This is a genomic window from Bradyrhizobium sp. WBOS08, from assembly GCF_024585125.1.
GTDB classification, from domain to species: domain Bacteria; phylum Pseudomonadota; class Alphaproteobacteria; order Rhizobiales; family Xanthobacteraceae; genus Bradyrhizobium; species Bradyrhizobium japonicum_B.
In genome coordinates, this window is record NZ_CP028988.1 from 4,987,470 (window position 1) to 5,013,093 (window position 25,624).

Annotated in this window: 9 protein-coding genes; 4 read left to right on the forward strand and 5 right to left on the reverse strand. The window is 66.2% G+C overall.

All coding sequences use genetic code 11. From position 1 onward, the window contains the following. Positions 1-253 precede the first annotated feature (253 nt). Positions 254-1,120, forward strand: a complete 867-nt coding sequence (locus DCM80_RS23350) for a L,D-transpeptidase (RefSeq protein WP_257193890.1) — start codon at positions 254-256, stop codon at positions 1,118-1,120. 62 nt (positions 1,121-1,182) lie between these two features. Here the strand turns inward: DCM80_RS23350 and DCM80_RS23355 are convergent, their stop codons facing one another. Further along, positions 1,183-1,809: an alpha/beta hydrolase gene (locus DCM80_RS23355; protein WP_257193891.1), complete on the reverse strand. Its 627-nt coding sequence runs from the start codon at positions 1,807-1,809 to the stop codon at positions 1,183-1,185. After that, positions 1,806-2,744, reverse strand: coding sequence for a ring-cleaving dioxygenase (locus tag DCM80_RS23360; RefSeq protein WP_257193893.1), 939 nt, complete (start codon positions 2,742-2,744; stop codon positions 1,806-1,808). Before DCM80_RS23360 ends, DCM80_RS23355 begins: the two co-directional genes overlap by 4 nt. Positions 2,745-2,873: 129 nt before the next feature. Here DCM80_RS23360 and DCM80_RS23365 point away from each other — a divergent pair, with 129 nt between their 5' ends. Next, positions 2,874-3,782: a LysR family transcriptional regulator gene (locus tag DCM80_RS23365; RefSeq protein WP_257193894.1), complete on the forward strand. Its 909-nt coding sequence runs from the start codon at positions 2,874-2,876 to the stop codon at positions 3,780-3,782. 32 nt (positions 3,783-3,814) lie between these two features. On the opposite strand, the gene DCM80_RS23370 is transcribed toward DCM80_RS23365, so the two are convergent. Genes DCM80_RS23370 through DCM80_RS23380 form a run of 3 tightly spaced genes read right to left on the reverse strand, consistent with a single transcriptional unit; the run spans position 3,815 to position 7,859 of the window. Continuing rightward, positions 3,815-4,123, reverse strand: coding sequence for a hypothetical protein (locus DCM80_RS23370; protein WP_257193895.1), 309 nt, complete (start codon positions 4,121-4,123; stop codon positions 3,815-3,817). 17 nt (positions 4,124-4,140) lie between these two features. After that, entirely contained in the window at positions 4,141-6,831 is a 2,691-nt protein-coding gene (locus DCM80_RS23375; protein ID WP_257193896.1) for a hybrid sensor histidine kinase/response regulator, read from the reverse strand. After that, positions 6,828-7,859, reverse strand: coding sequence for an ABC transporter substrate-binding protein (locus DCM80_RS23380; RefSeq protein ID WP_257193897.1), 1,032 nt, complete (start codon positions 7,857-7,859; stop codon positions 6,828-6,830). Before DCM80_RS23380 ends, DCM80_RS23375 begins: the two co-directional genes overlap by 4 nt. Before the next feature lie 297 nt (positions 7,860-8,156). On the opposite strand from DCM80_RS23380, the gene DCM80_RS23385 reads away from it, so the two are divergent. Beyond that, positions 8,157-8,903, forward strand: coding sequence for a hypothetical protein (locus DCM80_RS23385; RefSeq protein WP_257177656.1), 747 nt, complete (start codon positions 8,157-8,159; stop codon positions 8,901-8,903). 70 nt (positions 8,904-8,973) lie between these two features. Next, positions 8,974-25,620 carry a leukotoxin LktA family filamentous adhesin gene (locus DCM80_RS23390; protein WP_257193898.1) on the forward strand — a complete coding sequence of 5,549 codons (16,647 nt, stop codon included), beginning with the start codon at positions 8,974-8,976 and terminating at the stop codon, positions 25,618-25,620. Positions 25,621-25,624 lie beyond the last annotated feature (4 nt).

The following is a 25,624-nucleotide window of genomic DNA, read 5'->3' on the forward strand; positions in this document are numbered from 1 at the left end:
ACTGAAAAACAACCCCATGCACAGTAGCCGGGCGTAGTCATTTCAATGGCTTGCGCGTTGCGCGTTCGATGGTCGAGGCGATGCGCGGGACCGTTGTCCCGCCGGGCAAAACAGCGATCTTCGCAATTCCTACGTTGCGGAACAGGAGTCCGCGTTAACCATCGCCGACAGTTTCAACCCGAACGCAATCGCTTCGAAGTTTCTTAAATTTTGCCGGGTTACCTCTGTTGGGCATGGTGACCTTGGGAGGCATATGAGCAAGCGGGCCAAACGCAGGAAGGCGGAGACGCTCGCAATCCCGATGGCGGCGCGGGTTGCACTCGGCGCCGTGGCTGTCGCCGCGTTGGGCTACGGCTTGCTGTCTCGCCCGGGGGGCGTGCAACCGGCGCGGAAGCCGGCCGCGCCCCAGGCCCAGGCATCGTCAACTCCGATTTACGTGGCGCCTCCAGTTCATGCATCAGCGCCGGCTCCAGCTTCAGCTCCGGTTCCGGCCCCCGCGCCTCTGGTCGAGCCTCCAAAAGCTGCTGACGGCCCCGGCGCTTTTGCCCGGCAGGTGGTTGACTATGCGAGCCGCCAGGCACCGGGCACCGTGATCATCGATACCAAGAACACGTTTCTCTATTTCGTCCTGAACGACACGCAAGCGATGCGCTACGGCATCGGTGTCGGCCGCGAAGGCTTCACATGGTCCGGTGAGCAGACCGTGGCCCGCAAGGCAGAATGGCCGGATTGGCATCCGCCCGCGGAGATGGTCACCCGTCAGCCTTATCTGCCGCGGTTCATGGCAGGTGGCCCGGGCAACCCGCTCGGCGCCCGGGCGATGTATCTGGGCGACACCGAATATAGAATTCACGGCACCAACAAGCCCGATACGATCGGCAAGCGGGTTTCCTCCGGCTGTATCCGGCTCACCAATGAGGATGTCGTCGATCTCTATGAGCGGGTGAAGATCGGAGCGAAAGTGATCGTGCTTCCGACGAGTGCTGCGCGTCGACCATCCCAGGGCGTGCCGTCCGACGCCGCTTTCCGGTTGCCGGACCAAGCATCGCCGTCGAACCGGTCCTTGGCAGCCAACGCGAAGATGCCGTCGTCTGGACCTGACATCGCCGAAGCCCGGTAACTCGATTCTCCATCTGAGTGAAGGCGGCGGCGCATCGTTCGGGAAACGATGCGCCGCCTCTCTCATGCGGCTCTTGCCTCGACATTGCCGATCCAGTCGCGCGCGAGCGTCACGTCGGCTTGCGACAATTGATGGCCCGCCGGCAGGATCCTATGGGTCACGCTCGCGCCAGCTTGCGAGAGCAGGGCCGCGAGCCTGGCCGAATTGCCGGCCGGCACGATTGGGTCGCCCTGACCGGACAGCAGCAGGATCGGCTTTCCGGCGAGATCCGCCGTTGGCGGATCAGACAGCGGCACCATCGCGCGCAGCAGGATCGCGCCGGCAAGCACGTCCGGCTCCAGCAGCAACAGCGCGGCGGCGATGTTGGCGCCGTTGGAGAAGCCGACCGCGACAGGCGCGGCGATGCCGTAGCGCTGCCGCGCCTCGCTCACGAAGTCGCCGAGCTCATGCGCGCGGCGGCGCACGTCTTCCTCGTCGAACACGCCTTCCGCGAGGCGGCGGAAGAAGCGCGGCATGCCGTGCTCGAGCACGCGTCCGCGCGGCGACAGCAGGGCCGAGCCGGGCGAGACCATCTTGCCGAGCCCGAGCAGGTCGTTCTCGTCACCGCCGGTGCCGTGCAACAGCAGCAGCGGAGGGGAGCCCGCGCGGGTCGCGGGCTCGAAGCGGTGGATGAAGGCGCTCTCGGTCATGACACGGTCTCTTCCAGGCTCGGCAGCACGTCCTCGATCTGCTTGCGGTGCTGCTCGAGGAATGCAGGCAGCTTGAGGTCGCGTCCCAGCGTCGCGACGGGCTCGTCGACGGCGAAGCCGGGGATGTCGGTTGCGATCTCGAACAGCACGCCACCGGGCTCGCGGAAGTAGATCGAGCGGAAGTAGTTGCGGTCCCTCTGCTCGGTCGGATGCAGGCCGTGATTGCTCACGAGCTTTTGCGCCATCCGGCCTTGCTCGGCATCGTCAGCCGCGCGGAACGCGATGTGATGCACCGATCCGCCGCCCTGATGCCCGCGCAAGAACCCCTTGGCCTCGTAGATGTCGACGATGCTGCCTTCGGCATCGCCCGCGGCCTTGAAGCGGATCACCGATCCCTCGCGGCCGGTCTCCTTGAAGCCGAACACGTCGGTGAGGACGGCGGCGGTCTTCGCCGCGCCGTCGAGCAGCAGCGTCACGCCGTGAAAGCCGCGGATCGCATGCTCGGCCGGCACGTCGCCATTGCTCCAGCCGGGCTCGCCTTCGGCACCTGCTATTCCCACCAGCGCGAGCGCCATGCCGTCGGGGTCGGTGAACGGCAGCACGGACTCGCCGAAGCGCTTCTCCAGCGCCTCATAGGCAATGCCCTTCTCGGTGAAGCGCTGTGTCCAGTAGCCGAGCGAACGTTGCGGCACGCGGAAGGCGGTCTGATGGGTCTCGCCGACGCCGCGGCGTCCGGGCGACACGCCAGCCCACGGGAAGAAGGTCAGGATGGTGCCGGGGCGGCCGGTCTCGTCGCCATAATAGAAGTGATAGGTGCCGGGATCGTCGAAATTGACCGTTTTCTTGACGAAGCGCAGGCCCAGATCCCGGGTGTAGAAGCCGAAATTGCGGATGGGGTCGCCGGCGATCGCGGTGACATGGTGCAGTCCAGACATGGTCGTCCTCCTGAGTTCGGGGGAGCGTTTTGCTCTGGCCGGAAATATTGTTCCGCTATGGATTGGAGACAATCCATGCAAATATGACGGCTATGTCTACGATTTGGAAACAATCGGCAAGGGCAGCCCTTGGATAAGCTCGGCAGCCTCCGGGCGTTCGTGAAGGTGGTGGAAAGCGGCAGCTTTGCGGAAGCCGGCCGGCAGCTGCGGCTGTCGCGTTCGGCGATCAGCAAGTACATCGCCGACCTCGAGGAGAGCCTCGGCGTCCAGTTGCTGATCCGGACCACGCGGCACGCCAGCCCGACCGAGAACGGCAAGCGCTATTTCGAGCGCGCGCTCGTCATCCTCTCGGAGGTCGAGGCGGCCGACCAGGCGGTGACGCAGGCGCAATCGGCGCCGCGCGGGCTGCTGCGCGTCAACGCGCCGATGTCGTTCGGCACCATGCGGCTCGGTCCGGTGCTCGCCGATTTCATGGCGCGATATCCGGAGCTTCAGCTCCAGATCGTGCTCAGCGACGATCTGCTCGATCCCGTGCAGGACGGTTTTGACGTGACGCTGCGGATCGCGGAACTGGAATCCTCGAGCCTGATCGCGCGAAAGATCATGCCGGTATCTCGCATGATCTGCGCTTCGCCGGATTACCTCTCGCGGCACGGCACGCCAAAACATCCGCAGGATCTGCGCGAGCATAATTCGCTGACCTATGGCTTTCTGCTGACCGGCAATCAGTGGAAGCTCACAGGGAGCGACGGCGACCACTGGATCCAGCCGGCCTGGTCGCTCTGCGTCAACAATGCCGAGGTGCTGCGCGACGTCGCGATCAAGGGCAGGGGGCTGGCGCTGCTGCCGGAGTTCATCGCTTCCGACGCTTTGAAGAGGGGCGAGCTGCGAACCGTGCTGGACGACTATGCCGCGCCGCCGCTCGCACTCTATGCGGTGTACCCGCCGACGCGGCACCTGTCGGTGAAGGTGCGGCTGTTCATCGATTTCCTGGTTGAGCGGTTTGGGCGGGAGGACGAGGGCGTGCGAACGACCTGAGACTAAGCACGAGACTCATGAGTGCGCGCATCTCAAAGTTCGATATCGAGCCGAACTTCCACATCCTCACCAATGCGCGCAAGCCTGCGCGCTCGTGTCTCCGCAATCGCCGACGAAAAGTCGTGGACCATCTCTTTCACTTCGGGCGCCAAGTCGGCCGCGTTGACGATCTTGATCACATAGGGCGGCTTGAGAGCATTCATCCCGCCGCCAAAGATCGAGTCGAGAAATGCTCCCGCAATATCGCCGTGCCATTCTGGCGCTCCTAACGCAGCCTTGAGCGCCCGTCGAAAATCCTGAGCAGTCTTCCAGCTGCTCGCATCGAGTTCGATGTCGCGCATAGCATACCAAGCAATGTCTAGCCGACGGTACGCTGCTCTTCCGGCTGGAGCAACTCGTCTAGCGCGCTCATCGAGGCCTTCTGTAGCCCGGCGAGGTCCTGCGCGGCGCTCTTGCACTCGGCGGCGGACATCGTTGCCGTCGCCTCCTCGACCTCGCGGCAGCGCTCGAACAGGCGGACGAGGCCGAGCGCGGCGGCGGCGCTGCCGAGCTGGTGCGTGGCTCGCGCGAGCTGCCTATGGTCGCCGGTCGCTGCAGAGGCGATGATGTCCTCGATCAGTCTGTCGCTGGTTTCCTGCAGCAGATGATGCAGCTTTGCGATCTGCCCCCGCCCCAGTAGCTCCTTCTGGTTGTCGAGGAAATTGCGGTCGATCAGCGCCCCCGCCGCGAGTTGCGTGGCGGCCGGCCCGGCCGGGGTATCCTCGATCGCCTCCCGCAGCGCGCTGATCAGGATCGGCTTGCTGACGATCTTTTCGATGCCGGCGTCCGCGAGGCGCTGCCGGGCGCTGGATGAGACGTCCGCTGTGACGGCGACGATGCGCGGCGTGCCCGGCAAGCCGAGCCTGCCGATCCGAGACGCCGCTTCCACGCCATCCATGTCGGGCATGTGCAGATCCATCAGGATGACGTCGAACGGACGATCGCGAGCGAGCGCGACGGCCGATGCGCCGTTCCTGGCGATCGTGGGGTGATGGCCGAGCCGCTTCAGGATCGCTTCCCCGACCTCGCAATTGACGGGATCGTCGTCGACCAGCAGCACGCGGCGCGACCGCGACGGCGGCGGCAGCACGCCTTGCGCGATGCCGCTTGCGGCCAGGCCCAGCGGCACCTCGAAGCTGAACGTGCTGCCCGCGCCCGGCGTGCTCGCAACCGTCAGCTGGCCGCGCATCAGGCGGACCAGGCGCCGCGCGATCGCAAGGCCGAGGCCCGTGCCGCCGAACCGCCGCGCGATGCTGTCGTCGGCCTGGACGAAATCCTCGAAGATCCGCTCGTGCATGTCGGGCGCGATGCCGATGCCGGTGTCGCGAACGGTGATACGCAGCAGGACGTGATCGTCGTGCCGCTCGGCGGCTGCGGCCACGGCGATCCCGCCCGACGGCGTGAACTTGACGGCGTTGCCGATCAGGTTGAGCAGGATGCGATTGAGCCGGACGGGATCGCCATGCACCGAGGCGTGGACCGACGCATCGCAGGCAAGATCGAAGGTCAGTCCCTTGCCGAGGGCCTGCGGACGCATCAGCTCGGCGGCGGTCTCGATCAACTGGTCGAGGCGGAAATTGCGCGGCTCCAGCGTCTCCGCGCTGGCCTCCAGGCGCGCATATTCGAGGATGGTGTCGACCAGGGCGATCAGCGTCTCGCCCGACGCGGCCGCGGTCGCAAGGTGGCGCCGCTGCGCCTCACCGAGGCTGCCGTCGTCGAGCAGTTGCAGCACGCCCATGACGCCGTTCAGCGGCGTGCGCAGCTCGTGGCTGACGACGGCGAGGAAGCGCGACTTGGTCTCGTTGGCCGCTACCGCTGCGCTACGCGCGCGCTCGGCGGAATCGTGCTCGGCGAGTGCGTGATCGCGAGCCTTCTCCAGCTCGGAGGTGCGCTCGATCACCTTGCGCTCGAGCGTCGCGTAGGACTCGCGCAAGTGCGCCGCCATCCGGTTGAACTGGTCGCCGAGCGCTTCCAACTCGTCGCCGGTCTTGATCGCGAGCCGCAGACCGAGGTCGCCGCTGCCAATCCGCCGCGCGCCCTGCGTCAGCAGCTGGATCGGTCCCGTCATGCGCCGGCTGAGGAAGAACGAGACCAGCACCGCACCCACCAGCAGGACGGCGAGGAGAAAGGTCGAACGGCCGATCGATGCATAGATCGGCGCATAGGCTTCGCTGAGCGGCAGCTCGACGAACACCAGCCAGCCGAGCGAGGGCACCGTCGCGTAGGTCGACAGCACGCGCTGGCCGGTCAGATCCTCCTTGACCAACCCGCCGGAGGGCGGCCCGACGCCGTCGAGCGCGGCGCGTACGTCCGCATGGCCGGACAGATCGCTGCGCTGCAGTGCCCGCCACAGATCGGGATGCGCGATCAGGACTCCCATGCGGTCGACCACATAGGCCTTGCCGGTGTTGCCGACCCTGATCCCGGTGACGAGGTCCCAGATGAAACGCAGATTGACCTCGGCGGCGATCACGTTCGGATTGCGGCCGGTGCCGCGCGTGGCGAGCGTCATGAACGGCTCGGTGTCGGCGAAGAAATAGACCGGCCCGTAATAGGCGCGGCTTTCGTTGGCGCCGCGGAAGGCGGGCGAGGCGGACAGATCGGCCTTGCTGCCGATCCGGTCGGCGACACGGCGGGACACGCGCACCTGCTCGAGCCCGCGCGAGTCGAGCTCGGCGATTTCCGCGATTGCCGGCGAGAGCCGCAGAAGACGGATGGCGTTGAGGCGCTCGTCCTCGTTGGTCGACAGCTCCGGCGGCAGGCGCGAGAGCCATCTGATCTGGCTCTCGATCTGGCCGACGAACTGGCCGATCTGGATCGCCGCGGACGCTGCCTGCTCGCGCTGGGTTGCCGCCAGCAGCTGCTTCTGCTCGCGATAGGAGAACCAGACGTCGAAGCCGGTGTTGATGGCGAGCGCGGCAAAGGCGAGGGCGAGGATCGAGTAGAGATATTTGCGGAACAGCCGCCCGGGAGGCGCTCGCAAGTCTCCCTGGTCGGCCGTCCCGTTCACTCGCGGATCTCGTCGGCGCGCGCGAGCAGCGTGAACGGAATGGTCAGTCCCAGCGAGCGGGCAACCGTGCGGTTGATCAGGAGCTCGTATTTCCGCGGCGACTGCACCGGAAGATCGCCTGCCTTGGTGCCGCGCAGGATGAGATCGACGTAGTCAGCCGAGCGCACTTCCAGCGTCGGCCCGTAGCTCATCAGCCCGCCGGCATCCATGAAGTAATGGAATGGATAGATGGTGGGCACGCGATACTTGGCCGCCGCCGCGACGACCGCCTGCCGGTTGACGACAAGGAAACTGTCGACCAACGCGATCATCGCAGCCTTGGGCGGTTCGGAGAAACGCCTGACGGCTTCGTCGATCTCCGCCGGCGCGTTGACGGGGGCGGGGACAGCGGACACTCCGGACTGCATCGCCTCCTGCTCGATCGAATCGAGGAAGAAGCGCCCGCCGCGAGGCGTGGTCGCCGGGTTGAACAGGATGCCGACGCGCGCAATGTCAGGCACGGCTTCCCGGATCAGCTGCAGCCATTTGCCGCCCATCTCGGCCGTGCTGCTGGTGAAGCCGGTGACGTTTCCGCCGGGATGCGCAAGGCTCTGGACGAAGCCGTTGCCGACCGGATCGTTGGCGGTCGCAAAGACGACCGGAACAGTCTTGGTGGCGGCAAGGACCGCCGCGGTTTCGATCGTCGATCCCGTCAGGATCACGTCCGGCTTGAGCTCGAGCAGTTCCTGAACGGCCGCCTTCAGCCTGTCCGGTGCGCCGAAGCTCGAGCGCAGCTCGAGGCGGAAATTGACGCCTTCGACCCAGCCGCGCTGCCTCAGGCCGACGATGAGATTGCCGAGGCGAGAGGTCGCGCTGTCGATCATGCTCCGCCTCGTCAGCTCGTCGTCGAGCGGCAATGCGGTCAACGAAGCGACGATCCGCATGCGGTCCGACGTCGCGCCGAGCGCGATCCATCCCGCGGCGGTTGCTCCCGCAAGACGAATGAAGCCGCGGCGATCGACCGCGAGCGCGGAAGGCCGTTCGGTCATGGAGTTCTTTGCATGCTGGCTCGCCCCAGTCCGGATGCTTAGCGCGAACGGCCGGCGTTCACAATTGATCAAAAAATGCCCTTGTGAATGTTCATTCGCAGCGTTTGGCAGCCCGATACCGTATTCGTACGCGGGCCGAGAGTCGTTGTTTCGATCTTAGTCCCCTCGACGGCGTCCTGTAACGCCTTTTGGCGTTGCAACATTTTCCGCCTCTGTTGCGGTGACGGGTCGGGGAAGTCGATTTCGCAGCTGCCGATTTTTGGAAAGCGTTCTTTCAAGTTGTTTCGAAGGTTTCCGATGCGCAAACTCTATCTCATTCCGGCCGTCGTCGGCCTGCTCACCTCCGTTGCGGCCGGACCGCTGGCAGCCCAGGGCGCCGTGCCGAAGCAGAAGGCCGCACCTGCACCCAGAGCTGCGGCGGCCGGCGCTCCCTCCGCAGCCGGCACGCCGGTCGCCGCCGGGACGAACTCGGCGGAAGCGCCGGGAGCGGAGGACAAGGTCAAGGCGATCGACGGCTTCCGCTCGGCCAAGTTCGGCATGAACGAGGCCGATGTGCGCGCGGCGATGGCAAAGGACTTCGCCCCGAAGCCCGATGCGATCAAGGTCCAGGACAACGCGTCCGAGTTGACGCGCAGCCTGCTTCTCCCCGTTCCCGAGCTGCTGCCGAACGGCGGCACCGCCGAGCTCTCCTACGTGTTCGGCTACAAGTCGAAGTCGCTGATCCAGGTCGGGGCGGTCTGGTCGAAGGGGACCGACGCGGCGATGACGCCCGAGAAGCTGTTCTCCAACGCCAACATCCTGCGCGCCCATTTCATGGGCGAAGGCTTCAAGCCCGACTCCATCGCGGTCAACATGCCCGTCGCCGGCGGCATCGTCATGTTCCGCGGCAGCGACGCCAGGGATCGCTCGGTGATCCTGCTGCTCCAGGGCACGTTCGAGACCAAGGACAACAACCGCGTGCTGACGCCGACCAGCCTGCTGCTGTTCTACGTCGCCGATGCCAAGAGCCCCGACATCTTCAAGCTTCCGCCCGGCCAGTTCTAAAGGCCTGGCGATCGCAACATTCTCCCACCCCATCGTGGATCGGCGCCAATGCCGATGAAGAGGATCTGAAATGCGCGGACCATCTGCGACGCGAGACGCTGACGAACGGGGCCTGCGCGGACTTGCGCAGTTCCGCTCGATGTCGCTGCTCTGCGCGATGCAGATGGTCTTCCTGCCGGTGTACAGCGTCCGCGGTCAGGCGCAGACGGCGAACGTCATCGTGCCGGATGGGCGCACAGGGACGTCCTTGCAGACCTCCGGCAGCGTCACCAATGTCACGACCTCGACGGTCTCCGGCAACAACGCCTTCAACTCGTTCTCGCAGTTCAGCGTCGGGCAGGGCAACACGGTCAATCTGCAACTGCCGAACGGAACGCAGAACCTCGTCAACATCGTTCGCGACGCCCCCGTCCACGTCAACGGCACGCTGAACTCCTATATGAACGGTGCGATCGGCGGTAACGTCTACTTCGCCGATCCCAAGGGATTCGTGGTTGGCCGCAGCGGCGTGGTCAATGTCGGCAGCCTCAACGTCTCGACGCCGACGCGCGAGTTCACCGACAGCCTGATCGGCACGAACGGGCAGATCAACCACTCGGCCGTCGGCAACCTCATGGCCGGCTCGTTCCCGGTCTCGCCCGACGGCAACATCCGCATCTACGGCCGGGTCAACGCCCAGGACGGCGTGCGCCTGACCGGGCAGAACGTCTATGTCGCCGGCGCCAGCCAGCGCGACATCGCCAATCTCGACCATGCCACGAAGTTCGCAGCCTCGGTCAACTCGAAGGGCCTGCGCAGCGCCGGCGCGATCACCGTCAGCAACGGATCGATCCATATCGGCGCCGTCAACAACGCTCGCGTCAACGGACGCCTCGCCGCGCACAGCAAGACCGCGACGCCGAGCAACATCACCGTGCAGGCCGGCAACAATATCGGTATCGGCGGCAACGCCAGGCTCGACATCGCGAGCAGGACGGGCAATGCCGGCGAGATCCGCCTGAAGGCGGCGCAGAACCTGACCGTGGCGGGCGGAGCCAGGTTCAACGCCAGTTCGAAGACCGGCAATGGCGGCCTGGTCGACTTCAGCGCCAACGGAATCATCGACGTCGGCCGCGGCGTTGCGGTCAACGTTGCCGCGCCGAACGGCAAGGCCGGCACGCTGCTGTTCGATCCGATCGACCTGGTGGTCGGCGATGCCAGCCAGGGCGACACCGGCGTGACGCTCTCCAACAGCTCGATCGCGAATGCGATCGCCGGGCTCAGTGCCGGTGCCGACTACCTGATCCAGGCCGATCACTCCATCACGCTCGCCGCGCATGCGGTGATCGACGCCCGCCGTCTCGACGGCTCCGGCCATTCGACCGGCAACGCCAACAACGTCATCATCGACGCGCCGAACATCGAGATCATGAATGGCGCACAGATCCTGGCCCAGTCGGTCAATTTCGGCGGGACTTCCTACGCCGACGGCAATGTGACGCTGCGGGCGACGGCGAGCGACATCAAGCTGTCCGGTCAGGCCACGGCGTCCACCGCGATCACGGTCGACGGCAAGATCACCGGCGGCACCGTCTCGATCACCGCGACCTCGACCGCCGTGTCGAGTTTCCTCGACGGTTCGCCGGTCGGGGCGCTGGCGCTCGTCGGCTCGGCGCTTGCCGGCTCGCTGCTGGGCCTCAACGGCGGCTATGTCGCGGCCAGCGCCACGGCGACCATCAACATCAACAGCCATGCCGACATCAACGGCCGCGGCGATGTCACCATTTCCGCGCATGCATCGGAGACCGCCTCGGATCCGGCGATCGCGTCCACCTTGCTCGGCAGCCTCACGCCGGTCGCGGCCGGCGTGGTCGTCGGCAAGATCGACGGCGTCGCCACGACCAACGTGGCCTCCGGCGCGACGGTCAATGCCGGCGGCAACCTCGAGATCAAGGCCCTCAACGACGCCACCATCGCCGTCTCGGCGCTTGCGGCATCGACGAGCGCGCAGATCGTCCCGACGGTGGCCTATTCCAAGGGATCGGTGACGACGATCGCCAATGTCGAGAGCGGCGCGCACATCGCCGCCGGGACCGTGAACGCGAGCGGCAGCACCCTGAAGGTGCGCGCGATCAACAACAACTCGTTCTCGACCAGCGCAACGTCGGTTGCCGCACCCGGACTGGGGGCGAGCGGCGGCGTCGGCGGAGCGTTCGCCATCAGCGACATCACGACGTCCGTGACTGCGACGCTCGGCGCATCGCTCGGAACCGATGTGGCCAACCGGATGAACGCCTCCGTTCTGGTCGAGGCGACGTCCGACACCACCAGCAACTCCACCATGGCTTCGTCCATCGCCGGGCTGCCGGCGCTGATCGCGGCGATCGAACGGGGGCTGCGCGCCGTCACCGCGCCGACGTCGATCATACAGGACCACATGTCCTCGCTGATGCCGCTGAACTTCAATTTCAAGGCTGCGGCCGCACTTTCCCTGGCCAACAGCACCCAGAGCGCGACGGCTGCGATCGCGCAGAATCCCAGCGGTGGTGCGCCGAGCATCTATGCCAGCGGCAACGTCGCCGTCGCCAGCAACGTCATCGACCGCGGCGTTCGCAGCAACGCGACGGCCAGCGCAATCACCAAGGACGTAGTGTCCGGCGAGAGCACGGCCATCAGCGCGGCCGTCGCCTGGGGCAATTTCACCCACAATTCGAATGCTTATGTCGGCAACGGAGCCTTGATCAACGCGGCGAACATCGCCGTCGACGCCGCCACCGAGCTGCCCATCACCAATACCTGGCTGAAATGGGACGGGCTCGGTGCGGTGTTGAGCCACCTCAACGGCAATCTCGGCGTTGGCGGCAACATCCTGACCAGCTATGCCAATGCCACGGCCGATGCCGGAGACACGATCGGGATCGCCGGTTCGCTGAACCATTTCGTCGTGAACAACAACACGACGGCCTGGGTCGCGGGCAGCGCGAGCCTGACCGCGACCTGCACGACCGCGGCCTGCGGCAGCAGCTGGTCGGCCGGCATGGACAATGGCGATCTCCACAGCTACGACGCCAGCATCCAGATCGCGGCGACCACGACCACGGCGTCGATCGACGCAGCTGGCAATGTCGGCACGCTCGGCTTCCTGACAGGCAACACGTCCGGCGGCTCCTCGGTTGGCGGCGCGCTCAACTTCGTCCAGTTCAACACCAAGACCATCGCCGGCATTTCGGATCGGGCGACGGTGCGCGCGGCGGACGACATCGCCGTCAACGCGATCACCTCCGACCGGTTCGTCGCGGTGGCCCCGACGTCCGGCAAGGCCGCCGGGGCGCTGGCGCTGAACGGCATCACCTCGCTCGGCTTCCTGAACAACACGACGCATGCGTCGATTTCGAGCCAGGCCACCGTCTATGCGCCGACGGTCGGGATCCTGGCACAGCAGGATCTGTCGGTGGTGACGCTGGCCGGTGCCATGAGCAGGAACACCAGCGGAGGCTCGGCGGTCGGTTTGGCGGTCGCCTACCTCGGCGCAAATGCCGACACCTCGGCCTATATCGGCGACAATCATTCCGACATTCGCCCGGGTCCGTTCAGCGCCGACGACCCGTTTGCCGGCACGGGCGGCGGCAGCGGAGCCGTCAACGTCGACAATCTGACGCTCAGCGCGACCACCTCGGGGCGCATCACCGCAGCTGCCGTCGCGGCCTCGATCTCCGAGCCGCAGGCATCCAGCTTCTCCGACAAGGCGGGCGCGGCCGGCGCCGGCGCGACCGGAGGGGCCGGAGGCGTTACGACGGCCGCGAGCAAGATCGGCTCGACCTCGGGATCGAGCACCGAAGGTTTCAGCATCGATCTCGCCGGCAGCTCGTCGATCAGCGACGTCTCGCTCGGCACCAGCGCCTATCTCAGGAATACGACGGTCAACAAGTACACCACGACCGGCACCGTGGTGACCAACACGATCGTCCAGGCGCTCAACGACACCATGCTCAACAATGGTTCCGGCTCGGCGGCGCTCAATCTGGCCGGCGCCTCCGCGCAAGGAGCCGCGATCGGCGGCGCGATCGCCGCGGCGATGTCGAGCAATGCGACGCTCGCCTACATCTACGGCACCACCATGAACAATCAGAGTTCGGTGACGGTGCAGGCGCTCAATGGCGGCTCGGAGATGGTCGTTGCCATCGGCGTCGCGGGATCGAAATCCAACGCGGCGTCGCTGTCGGCCTCGGTCGGCATCATCACCGACAGCGCCAATGCCTATATCGAGAGCTCCACGATTACGGGCCAGTCCGCGGGCGTCAACCGCGCGCTCGAGGTCGACGCCTACCAGACCACGAACGTCGCGATCGGCGGTGGTTCGCTGTACATCTCGGGCGGCCAGGCCGGCGTCGGCATCGGGCTGACCTATGCGTCGATTGCCGATCCGACGGGCGCAAACGCGACGGACGCGCATATCCGCAGCAGCTCGATCTCGAACTACGACAGCCTGCTGGTCATGGCCGCCAGCGCCAGCGTGATTGCGGCCGGCGCAGCCTCGGGCGGGGCGGGGTCGAACGGACTCGCCGGCGCCATCGTCGTCAGCGAGATCACGTCGACCACGACGGCCTATATCACCAGCGGCGCAACGGTGAACATCAACGTCGGCCGCGTGACGGTGCTGGCGGACAGCGGTGCAGTGTCGGCGCTGGATACGGCGCTTGGAAACCTCGTCAAGAAGTCGAACAACAATCTTCTCGCCTCGGACACCTGCACGGTTGCCGGCGGCACGGGCGGGCAGAACTGCATCGATTTCGGCGCGGCCGCGCTCAACGACGGCACGGGCAACGGGCCGGGGGCCAGCATCGTCTCCGTCGCCGGCCTGATTCAGGCTGGCAAGAACAATGTCGGCGCCTCGATCGTCTATAACACCATCGCGACCACCCATTCGGCCTCCATCGCCAACGTCCTGATGTCGGCGGGCAGCAACGGCAATGTCAGCGTGGGCGCGGTCGATTCGTCGAAGATCCAGGCGGTCACGATCGGCTTCGGACTTGCAACCGGGCAGTTTGCCGGCGTCGGCGGCACCACGATCAGCTCCATCGCCAATACCGTCTCGGCTTCTATCGGCAACAACCTGTCGAGCACGACCCAGTCATCCGTCACGGCTCGCAACATTTCCGTCACCGCGACCGACAGTTCCAGCATCACCGGCAGCGCCGCCCTTGCCGGGGCTTCGACGCAAGGCAGCGCCGCCGGCCTGGCGCTGGTCAACAGCAGCATCGCCAACAATGTCAGCGCCGGCGTCACCGGCTCCAAGCTGACCGCCTCAGGCAACGTTGCAATCAGCGCCAACTCGAACGCGAGCATCTCGACCGTCGCCGTCGGCATCGCGATGTCCTCGCAGGTCGGGCTGGCCGGCTCGGTCGCCACGAATCTGATGGGGACCAACGTCACCGCCAGCATCACCGCCGCCGGCACCAACGGCGCCAACGGCGCCGACGTCACCGCCACCAACAATGTCGGCGTGATCGCCGGCAACGACGACAAGGCGGCGGTGTTCGCCGGGGCCGTGTCGATCAGCAAGGGCGCGGCCGGCGGTGCGGGCTCTCTGGTGACCAGCCAGATCACCGGGACCACGGCGGCCTTCATCAGCGGCGCGAATACCAAGGTCGACGCGCTCGGCACCAGCACCACAGATACGCTGTCGGTCAACAACGGCACGCTCGTCCATGCCTTCGACCTCGGCGCCGCCCACGCGCCGACCGACGACACGCCGGATCTCTCGGAGAACCAGGACAGCGTGCGCGGTCTTGCCGTGGTCGCTAGCTCGCACCAGGCGGTCGTGACCAACGTTGCCTCGCTCGCCGCGAGCAGCGGCATCGCGATCATGATCAATCCGATCACCAACGTGATGAGCGGGGCGACCAGGGCCTATATCGACAGCGCCGCCATCGACACGCGCCTGACCTCGTCGGCGCTGGCGCCGCAGATAGAGGTCGCCGCCTCGAGCTTCTCCTATTCCGGCGCGTTCGGTGCAGGCATCGTTCCGCCCACCGGCAATGGCGGCGGTGGCGCCACCGTCATCAGCACCACCATGTCGCGCCAGACCTTCGCCTATATCACCAACGCCACGCTCGGCGGCGTCCAATCGTCGAGCGCGACGGTCGGCGCAGTCACCGTGAAGGCCAACGCGGAGCAGGATGCGTCCTCGATCGCGGTCGGCTTCAACACCGGCTCGGTCGGGCTGAACGTCTTCCAAGCGACGACGGAAGCCTATGTCGACGGCGGCGCGCTGACGGCCTCGTCGCTGACGGTGAACGCCAACAACACCACCGGCATCTTCTCCGCGAACGGCTCCGGCGCTTACGGCAGCCAGGCCGCGATCGGCGCGGCATTCCTGGTCCAGGTTTCCTCGAACCGGACCCTGGCCTATGTCGGCGACGAGTACCACTACGAGGGCGGCAGTGCGCCGCACACCACCGCACTGAATTTGAGCGGTGCGCTCGACGTTCGCGCCAACACCAAGAACCGCTTCGAGGCCTATGCGGTCGGCGGCGCGCTCTCGACCGGCACGGCAGCGATCGCCGGCATGGCCAATATCGAGATCGCCAACAACACCACCATCGCCGGTGTCTACGACACCACGCTGCAATCGGTGACCGGCGGCGCGGCCGGCGCGGTCACCATCAACGCCACCGAGGACGTCGCGATCAAGGAGATCGCCGGCGCGCTCGCGGTCGGCGCCAGCGGGGCAGGGGTCGGCGTCGGAGCCGCCGCCAACATCGTCGCGTTCAAGAGCCGGACCGTCGCGGAAAGCCGCAACAGCAATCTCAATTCGTCCGGTGCGATCAACGTCAATGCGCTCAGCACCAAGGAGGTGCTGTCCTACGCGGTGACGGCGGGCATCGGCGGCAGCGTCGGCATCGGTGCGACCGTCGGCGTCATCATGATCGGCACCAACACCGCCGATCCGGATACGCAGGGACAGCAGACCGGCCAGCTCAATCAGGGCGGCAACGGCACGATCGCGGCGGTAAACGCGAGGACCAACACCACACAGGGCAGCGACGCGGTCGCGAGCGGGACGGCCGGCAATCCCGGCAATGCAAATGTGACGTCCACCTACAACGTCAGCAGCGTACTCACCGGCGGCAATGACAGCGTCACCGCGCAGATCGCGGGCGGCAACGTCACCGGCACGCAGGTGAATGTCGGCGCCACCAGCGCCAACGCGGCCAAGATGTATCTGCTCGGCGCCGGCTTTGCGAAGAACGCCGGCATCGGCGCCGGCATCGGCTACACCAGCGTCAACAGCAGCGTGCTGGCCAATCTGAGCGCGATCGTCTCCGCGCCCTCCGTGACCGTTGCGGCGGTCGTGAAGGATGCCAGCACCGGACCTTATGCCGGCAAGACCATCGACACCGAGGCGATCGCGGGCGGCGCGGCGCTTTACTTCGGAGCGCAGGCGGCCGTGGCCTTCGGCAATGTCGCGAACACCGTGACGGCCCAGCTCGGCGGCCAGGTCACCGGCACGGGCGGCACCGGCGTCGCCGTCATGGCGCAGGATGCCTCGACCCAGGTCGTCTTCACGGGCGGCGTCACCGGCGGCGCCGCGGCGGTCGGCGCTTCGGTCGCGACGGCCGGTCGGTCGAGCTCGGTCGCGGCGAAGGTCCTGGACGATGCCACGGTCAATGTCTCGACGCTGGCGGTCGGTGCATCCAGTGCCGGCAGATTGTCGACGACGGCAACGGCGTTGGGCGGCGGCATCCTCGCCGGCGTCGGCGCGGACGCGGAGGCTCACGAGAATTCGAGCGTGACTGCCGAGATCGGCGCAGGCTCCTCGATCACGACGTCCGCGGCCGGTGTCGGCACGCTGGTGACGGCCTCGATCATGCCCAACCTGTCCAGCGAAGCGATCGGCGTTTCGGTCGGCGGCGGCGCGGTCGGTGTCGCCATCGCGAAGTCCACGGTCGGCGCCACGGTCACGGCGGATGTCGGCAACGACGTCGTCTTCTTGGGCGGTGCGCTCGCGGTGACCGCCATGGCGCTGGTTCCGACCGGCGGCACGACGACCTGGGCCAAGGCGCTCGCCGGCGGCGGTGGCTCGCTGATCGGCGCGCAGGGCAGCTACGCCAAAGCCTCCCAGAACGCGACCGTCAGCGCGTATGGCGGAACGGGGATCGAGCTTCCGAACGCAGACGTGGTCATCGCGGCCCAGAACGACAGTGCTCAATATGCCGAGGCGACCGGCCTCTCGACCGGCTTCCTGGCACTGGGGGCGACCGTCGCCGAGACCTCGTCGAATGCGCACACCTACGCCTATCTGGGCGCGCCCGCGGACATGGATAATCTCAATCACGCGGGCTATACCGGCATCCTCGAGATCACGGCGACCGGCACGGATGCCAATGTCTCCAATGCGACCGTCGGCGCAGGCGGCACCTATGCCGGCGCGGCGGCGGTCGCCACGACCAATACCACAGCGGTCACCAACGCGCGCTTCGACGGCGGCACGAGCGACGACACGCTCTATTTCGGCGGCCTCAAGATTGCGGCAGAGCACACCACCAATTATGCCGCGAGCGGCGATGCCTACCAGGCATCGACGGCCGGCGTCTCCGCCGGCAAGGCGCAGAACGACGTCGTGTCGACCACGACGGCGGAGATCGGAACTCATCTGATCATCAATTCGGCAGGTGGCGACATGGTCGTCACTTCCAACGACATCGTCAACCAGGCCGGTGGCGGCGCGCGGTCCGGGTCCGGCGGCTCGTTCTCGGGGGCGGCTGCGCTGAGCGATTCCCATGTCACCCAGACCGTCACCACCAACATAGGCGCGGGGACGATCCTCAGTCTCAACGGTGATCCGCGCACCTCGACGGGCGTGATCGACATCGAGGCCTACAACACGCTGAACACAAGGGACACGGCGAGCCTCGCCACGGCCAGCTTCTTCGCCGGCGGCGGCGCCGAATCCAACATGACGGCGAACGCCACGCTCGCGGTCAATATCAACGCCCGCGAGCTGTTCAGCGTCGGCAAGATCTTCGTCGGCTCGGCTGCGAAGATGGCGGCCTCCAACAATGCCAATGCCAGCCTCTACGGCGCCATCGCGGGCGTCGGCGCCAGCACCAACAGCTGGGTCCATGCCAACCAGGCCGTCAATGTCGGCAGCGGCACGACCATCCAGGCCTGGCGCGACATCAATATCTTCGCCGGCATGTCGGGCGACACCATCACCTTCAGCAGCATCCAGGCGACTGCGACGACGGTCGTCTACAACAATACGGCCATTCCGATCTCGACGCTTTATCGCGGCACGGCCAATGCCGGCGACACCACCAGCCTCACGCTCGCCGACGGCTCGCGGGTGCTCGGCGTTCGCGACATCTACCTGGGTGCAACCCAGGGGCAGGTGACCGCGTCCGGCAATGGCAGCAACTACAATCCGTACCTGGACATCTTCAGCGCCAAGAACAGCGACAACCACAGCCACACCAGCGGAACCGGCGATGTCGCGCTCAATGGCCTGGTGGTGGCGGGCATCAACAGCGACGTGCTCATCACGATCGAGCTCGGTGCAGGCGCACCGACGCTGAGCACGACGAGCCCCTATTCCTCGTTGTCGCCCAACCTGGAATACGTCTCCGATGTCGACCATTTCAGCCCGGTCAAGAGCTGGAACCACCAGACGGTGCAATACACCGTCGTCGGCGGCTTCAATCCCTACCAGAACGTCGTCAACCAGCTCGTCAGTTTGACCGGTCTGACCGAGACGCAAGTCCGGTCCGCCCTCGCGATCCGGACGCCGACGCCGACGATGGCGCCGTCCGGCGCCGATCCAACCGGCGACATCCAGCGCCAGATCAACGCGTTGATCCAGCAGGCGCCATATACGTCCGACGCCCCCGGCAGCGCCTTCGCGTTCGGCGACATGCTGGTGTCCGCCGGCAACGTCTCGATCCTGGCGCAGAAGCTGACCGGAAACAGCCTCGCCGGACATTCGGCGCCGGCGGTCATCGCCCGCGGCTCGCCGATGATCAAGGTCGAGAACCGCGGCCTCGACTTCATGGACTTCGCGAACCTCACCGTCACCAACGTGACCGGCGGCAACATCACCTACCGGCAGATCGACCATGTCGACCCGGATTCGCATTCCAACGTGACCTTCACCGCCACGCCCAGCGCGACGCCGATCATCGACATCTCGGCGACCTACAACCGGGTCGATCCCGACAGCGGGCTCGGCGTCGACGGCAACGGCAACCAGCTGACGCGCAAGCCCGACATCTATTTCGACGGCATCGTCACCAATGAAGGTGGTCTGCTCAAGATCACCAACAATCTGGGCAGCATCGTCGCGTCCCAGTCGCTCAATGCCGCGACCATCCAGATGGTCGCGCCCAATGGCTCGTTCGTGTTCCTCGGCGGCATCGGCAGCTTCTACAATTCCAACCACGACGTCACCGCGCAATGGGCCGGTGTCCAGTACAAGCCAGCCAACAACGACACGCTGACGGCGGTGATGGCGGCGGCGACCTTCCTCGGCGCCTATGGCGCCTACGAGTACAGCCCGCATATCGGCGCGGGCGGCAATCACCCTTATTTCTACTATTGCTGCGTCGACGGCAATTCCGGCGTTCAGCAAACGGCTGCCAACAGCACGATCTTCACGGCGCGCATGCTGATGACCTATTACGACGGACTGTCGCTCTATTCGGCGATCTTCCTGCCGATGGGATCCGGCGCACCGGGGAACGGCAATCCCAACGCCGGCAGCGTGGGCAGCGTCGCCACCCTGGCGGCAATGGAAGGACCGACGGTTCAGACCATCTCGACGGCGCCGTGGGAGCGGAACACCTATGCCGGCCAGGGCGTCTTCAGCAACACGACCTACGACTACACCACGACCTCGACGGATGCCCAAGGCAACACCGTCACCACCAACCACACGTCGACCTTCTATTCGCCGTTCAATTGCTCGGGATGCGCGGCCTACTTCCAGGTCGTCAATATCCAGAACGACGTGATCACGCCGAGGACTGCCAATACGAACGCGCAGTCGAACTGGAGCTCGACCACGCCCTCGGGATACCAGAACCCGGCGAACGCGCCCTTCATCCTGGGACAGGCGATCATCATTTCGGCGGGCGTCATCAACGTCAACGGCCTCATCCAGAGCGGCACGAGCAGCAATTACTCGGTCGACATCGGCGGCGGCGCGTTGTCCGCGATCAACAGCCTCAAGAACGACAGCGCGGCCTTCGCGCAGGCCCAGGCCAACGCCCGCAACGGCAGCTATTACGATATCACGGCCGCCGCGACGACGCGGGTCGCCAGCGATCTCAAGATCGGGGTGAGATACAATGCGCTCACCGACCAGATCCTCGTCAACGGCGTGGTGCAGGGCTCGGGCGGCTACGTCTATCTGAACGGCAAGATCATCTCGACCTCGACCGAGAACGGCGTGTCGCAAGGCACCATCGCGGTCAAGGGTGGTGCCGGATCGATCACGGTCAACAATACGACCGGGCTCCAGCTCGTCACCAACACCATCAACACCGGCGTGAGCGCGCCCAGCGTGATCCAGATCGTCGATCAGCTTCAGCAGCAGACCACGTGGTACGTCTACAATCCCTCCGCTGCGGGCGCCCAGCAAGTGTCGACGTACAGGACGGCCGGCGTCAATGCGAGCGCATACACTGGCGCCATGCTGACCGGGATGAGCGGAACGGCGGGCATCCAGTACGCGGTGAAGCCCAACATGTACTACCAATGGGTCGACACGGCGACGCTCGACCGCCCGACGACCAGCACGCAGTTCGATTATGGCTGGCACTATACGCCGAATGCGGCGACCGGGGAGAACTGGACCCGCACCGTCAGCCTGGTCGAGAACGTGATGCAGGCCACCGGCGGGGGCGGCAACACCGGCCAATTGCAGACCGCCAACTTCCAGGAAGTCATCACCGCGACCGGTTCCTATCACAATGCCGGCGGCAACACGCATCCCGAGAAGTGCTGCGGCGCGGACGCCCAGTTCAACTGGTACCAGCAGATCTACGATCATTTGACCCTGACGCTGACCAACACGGTGAAGGCGTCGAACCCGATCAACATCCAGTTCAGCGGCGGCGGTGCGAGCACGGTCAATGTCAGCTCGAACTCCGGAATCGTCATCAACGGGCCGATCAACAATCTTTCGGGGTCGACGACGGTGATCGCGACAGGTGCCAATTCGGCCATCGCGTCCGGGGCGAACGCGACCAACCCGATGATCTCGGGCAAGAACGTCACGCTGCAGGCCGATGGCGGCATCGGTTCGCTCGGCGCCAACGGGAGGCCGGTCCAGGTGCAGGTCTACGGTGGCAATCTGACCGCGGCATCGATCGACCACGACATCGCGATCGCGGCGGTCGGCGCGCTCTCGATCAACCAGGTCGCCGTCAATTCGGGTGTCTCTGGCCGCGCGCTGCAGGGCAGCGTCTTCATCTCGGCGACCGGCGACATCAACTCGGCGGCTGCTTACAACGTCGCCAGCCCGGTCGTGATCGGCAAGAATGTCGAGATCAATTCCAGCGCCGGCGCGATCGGTGCGACGAGCGCCGTCGTCAACGGCGCATCCACCCTGACCAACATCAATCCTCTGGTGATCCAGGCGACGGGGACCACGCAGCCGGACGGCACCGTCGACGGCGGTGTTCTCGACAGCGCTTCAGCCACCGGAACCTACATCGTCCAGTCCAAGGGCGATCTGCGCCTCGGCACGGTGCAGTCCACCGGCGGTCCTGTATTCCTGGAGGCGGCCGGCGCCGACGGCAACCAGGCCAGCATCCTGAACGGCCGGCCGGCGGTCGGTCTGACCCCGGCGCAGAGCCAGCATCTCCAGGACGTCTGGGCGAGCCTCGACCTGCTCAGCGGCAATGCCGCGACGAATGCCGTCAACAGCTACCAGTCGATGGTGACGTCGGCCTATAACGACTACTTCCAGCTCAGGAACATCGCCTTCCCGAACGGCAGCACCTACGCTCCGACTTCGGTGGGGCTGACCGTGCTGCGGGCGCAGGTGGCTGCCAAGCTCGGCATCGATCCCGCCGACGTCACGGCGACGCAGATGAAGACCGAGGCCACGACGCGGTTCCTGAAGGATCAGTTCCTGCTGGGCCAGATCAGCACCGACCAGCTCAAGAGCTCGCTGACGACCTTGCTCGGCAGCGCACCCGCGGATCCGTTGGGGACGCTGTTCGGCAGCTCGTTGTCGTCGACCCTGTTCACGAAGCTGTTCGACGGCGTTTCGACGGCCAATCAGCGCCTGCCGACCAATACGGCGCTGCAAACCGCGCTGAACGCCTACAATGCGAGCTACTCCTATACGCTTGCATCGACCGAACGGGTCTACGGCCTCATCACCGCGGGCTCGCAGTGGACGCAGAGCCAGCTCGCCTACACGGTGTCGTCGTCGGCCGTCGGCGCGGCGCCGCCGCCGATCGACGACAACGTGATCGCGAATGTCAGCGCCAACCAGATCATGCTCTACGCGCCGCGCGGCTCGGTCGGCAATTCGGCCGCGCCCCAGACCTTCACCTTCACCAGCGTCGATTCGTCGTCGCTGACGCCGGAGCAGAGGGGCCTGCTCGCCACGGCCGGCCCCGGCCAGCTCACCGTCGGCGCGGTCACCGACCCGACAACCCATGTCACGACCTATACGGTCAGCCTGTCGCAGCAGAACCTCGTCGTCGTCGACAATCCGATCGCGATCTCGGCGAAAGCGCTGACGAATGTCTATCTCGGCAGCAAGAACAACCTCGCGCTCGGCGGCGTCACCGCGAGCTACGGCCCGATCGCCGCCGCGCAGGCCAACGGCATCGAGGTGACCGGCCGCGGCGACGTCAAGCTCGACGCGGTCACTGGCATCTCCGCCAATGCGGGTGGGGCCGTGATTTCGGGCGACATCGCCAACCTGACCCTGATCGCGGAACGCGGCAATGTCGGCGCGAGCTCGAACGCTCTCCAGATCGCCTTCGCCGATCCCGGCAACGACCAGCTGGACCAGGTCTCGTCGGCCCAGGGCATCTATGTGAAGCAGACCACCGGCGATCTCATTCTCGGCAACATTTCTGCTGGCAATGCGATCCAGCTCGCCGCGACCGGCAGCATCTACGCCGAGGCCGGCTTCACGGACCGCGACGCGATCCACATTCTCGGCACCGACCTCGATCTGCGCGTCGGCGGCCATATCGGCTTCAACGGCGGGGCCTTCCAACCGCTGCAGGTGAACATCTCCGGCACGGTGACCGGCTCGGCAGTCGGCGACCTCAGCATCCTCGCCGTCACCGGCGACTTCGTGGTCGGCAGCAGCGGCACCTCCGGGATGCTGACGGCCGGTGGTGCGCTGACGTTGAACGTTGCGCGCGGCGCGCTCACCGTCAATGCCGGCATCGCCAGCGGCGGCCTGATGCAGCTGCTCGCCAATCGCGGCATGACCTTTGCCGCCGGCACCGGCGTGGCGCCGGTGGTTGCGACCAGCAGCTCCGATGGTGTCACGCTGGTCGCAGCGACGCTGTCGATGGGCGCCAATTCGGCCATCAACGCGGCCGGACTGATCTCGCTGACCACCACGGGCGATGCGACGATCGGCCAGCTGAACTCGTCGCTCTCCTATGCGGCGGCCTCCAATGCACCCTCGATCATCGTCACCGCCGGCGGCGTCGCCTCGCTGGGAGCCATCGTCGACAACGGCGATGGGCAGACCAAGTTCGTCGCTTCGGGCGCGGGCGCAGGGCTGTCGTTGACCGCGTCGAACGGCATCGGCAATGCGACGAGCCGGTTCGTCCTCAGCGCCGCGCGGCTGTCGGCGAGCACGAGTGCCGGCGACATCTATGTCGAGGCTCTCACCGACACCGAGGCCAGCCTGCTGTCCGCGGCGAAGGGCAGCGTCGACATCATCGGCACCGGGGGGCTGACGCTCGACCAGGTGCTGGCGGGCACCGCGACCGGCGCGAGCGGGTCTTTCCGCGCCGTGGCGAGCAATGGCAGCATCGTCATCGGCACAGCCGACAGCAGCGGCTCGCAGACGGTCCATGCGACGGCGAACGTGACGTTCAAGTTGCTCGCGACCACCGGCCATGGCGGCGATGTCGGCAACATCAACGTCACGGCCGACACCGGCTTCATCCTGGCGCAAACAGCAACCTCGGGTGGGGTGACCACGCTGGGCTCGGTCTCGGCCCACGGCTCGGCGAGCCTGCTGGCCGCTACGACCATCACCGGCAACACGTTCGCCGCCGCCACCGGTTCAGGTCTGCTGACCGCCGGCGGCCCGATCAACTGGAACACGCTTAACGTCGGAACCACGCTCGGCGCGACCGCGGAGCAGGGCAGCATCACGTTCCAGACCGCGCAGAGCGGCGGCACGCAGACCGTCCACGCCCGCGACAACGTCATCTTCAATGCGTTGACGGCGACGGGTATCAACGGCGATGCCGGCAGCATCAACGTCACCGCCGAGAACGGTTTCATCCTGGCGCAGATGGTGATGGCGGGCGGCGCGGCCACGCTCGGCTCGGTCTCGGCCCACGGCTCGGCCAGGCTGATCGCGGCGGGCACCAACACCGGTCATAACCTCACGGCCTCGACCGGCAACGCGATCCTTAGCGGCACGGTCGTTCAGTGGGACAATCTCGATGTCGGCGGCTCGCTCGGCGTCACCGCGACGACGGGTGCGATCAACCTCGGAACGGCCGTCAGTGGCGGCACGCAGACCTTGCATGCCGTGAACGATATCGTTTTCAGCCAGCTCACCACGACGGGCATCCCGGGCGATATCGGCGACGTCGACCTGCGCTCCGATACGGGTGCGATCCGCGGCGGATCGATCTCCGCCAACGGCGACACGCATTTCGTCTCGGCCGGCCCGGTCTCGCTCGACCGCATCCGGGGCAACACCATCAAGATGACCTCGCCGGGTGAGCTGACCATCGGCTGGGTCAGCGTCGTGAAACAGCTCGACCTCGCCGCCGACACGATCAACGTCAAGGGCGAGCAGATCCGCTCGACGCCGGCAATTCCGTTGGTCATGAACATCACCGGCTACAATGGCGGCGTCGCGAAGTCCGCCGACGTCGCGATCGACCCTGAACTCATCATCATCAACCAGTTCAGGGTGGTGGATGCGACCTTCTGGACCGACGCGCCCGCCGTCTCGATCATCAACGGCTACGTTCCGGGTCAGCTGATGCTGACCACGGCGAACGCGCAGGTGTTGCTCAACAATCGCACGCCCGCGCCGTCCAATTGGCCCGCGCTCCAGCTCTACCAGCCGGGCGGCGTGTTCACGATGAGCCAGGCCGGCAACGCCAATGTCAGCAATGCCTATGTGGTGTTCTACACCGGCAACATCTCGGCGACGGTGACCAATTACGGGCCGAGTCACACCTGCTGCTACGACTTCACCGGCGCCAGCATGGTGCGCAACATCTCGGTCGACGGCGAGGGCAACGAGAGCATCGAGACCTGGCTTGCGAAGAAGGATGCCGGGACGTTCTACCTGCTCGGCCTCTCCGGCCAGGCGCGGCTCGACGCGCTGCTGATGCCGCGGCCTGTCGAGGCCGTGGGCAACGGCCCCGCCGTGAACATCGAGGGGCTCAGCGAGGTGCGCAAGCCGCGCCAGAAGGGGCAGCGCGTGGATCGCGCGGGCTGGAAGGACGCTGCGGTCCAGACAATAAAACCGGCCGTGAGCCGTCTGGCGGAGGCGTGGTAAGGGA

Excerpts from the sequence above, each read along its gene's own strand:
- DCM80_RS23350 (WP_257193890.1), top strand. The coding sequence starts at position 254 with ATGAGCAAGCGGGCCAAACGCAGGAAGGCGGAGACGCTCGCAATCCCG.
- DCM80_RS23355 (WP_257193891.1), bottom strand. The coding sequence starts at position 1,809 with ATGACCGAGAGCGCCTTCATCCACCGCTTCGAGCCCGCGACCCGCGCG.
- DCM80_RS23360 (WP_257193893.1), bottom strand. The coding sequence starts at position 2,744 with ATGTCTGGACTGCACCATGTCACCGCGATCGCCGGCGACCCCATCCGC.
- DCM80_RS23370 (WP_257193895.1), bottom strand. The coding sequence starts at position 4,123 with ATGCGCGACATCGAACTCGATGCGAGCAGCTGGAAGACTGCTCAGGAT.
- DCM80_RS23380 (WP_257193897.1), bottom strand. The coding sequence starts at position 7,859 with ATGACCGAACGGCCTTCCGCGCTCGCGGTCGATCGCCGCGGCTTCATT.
- DCM80_RS23385 (WP_257177656.1), top strand. The coding sequence starts at position 8,157 with ATGCGCAAACTCTATCTCATTCCGGCCGTCGTCGGCCTGCTCACCTCC.
- DCM80_RS23390 (WP_257193898.1), top strand. The coding sequence starts at position 8,974 with ATGCGCGGACCATCTGCGACGCGAGACGCTGACGAACGGGGCCTGCGC.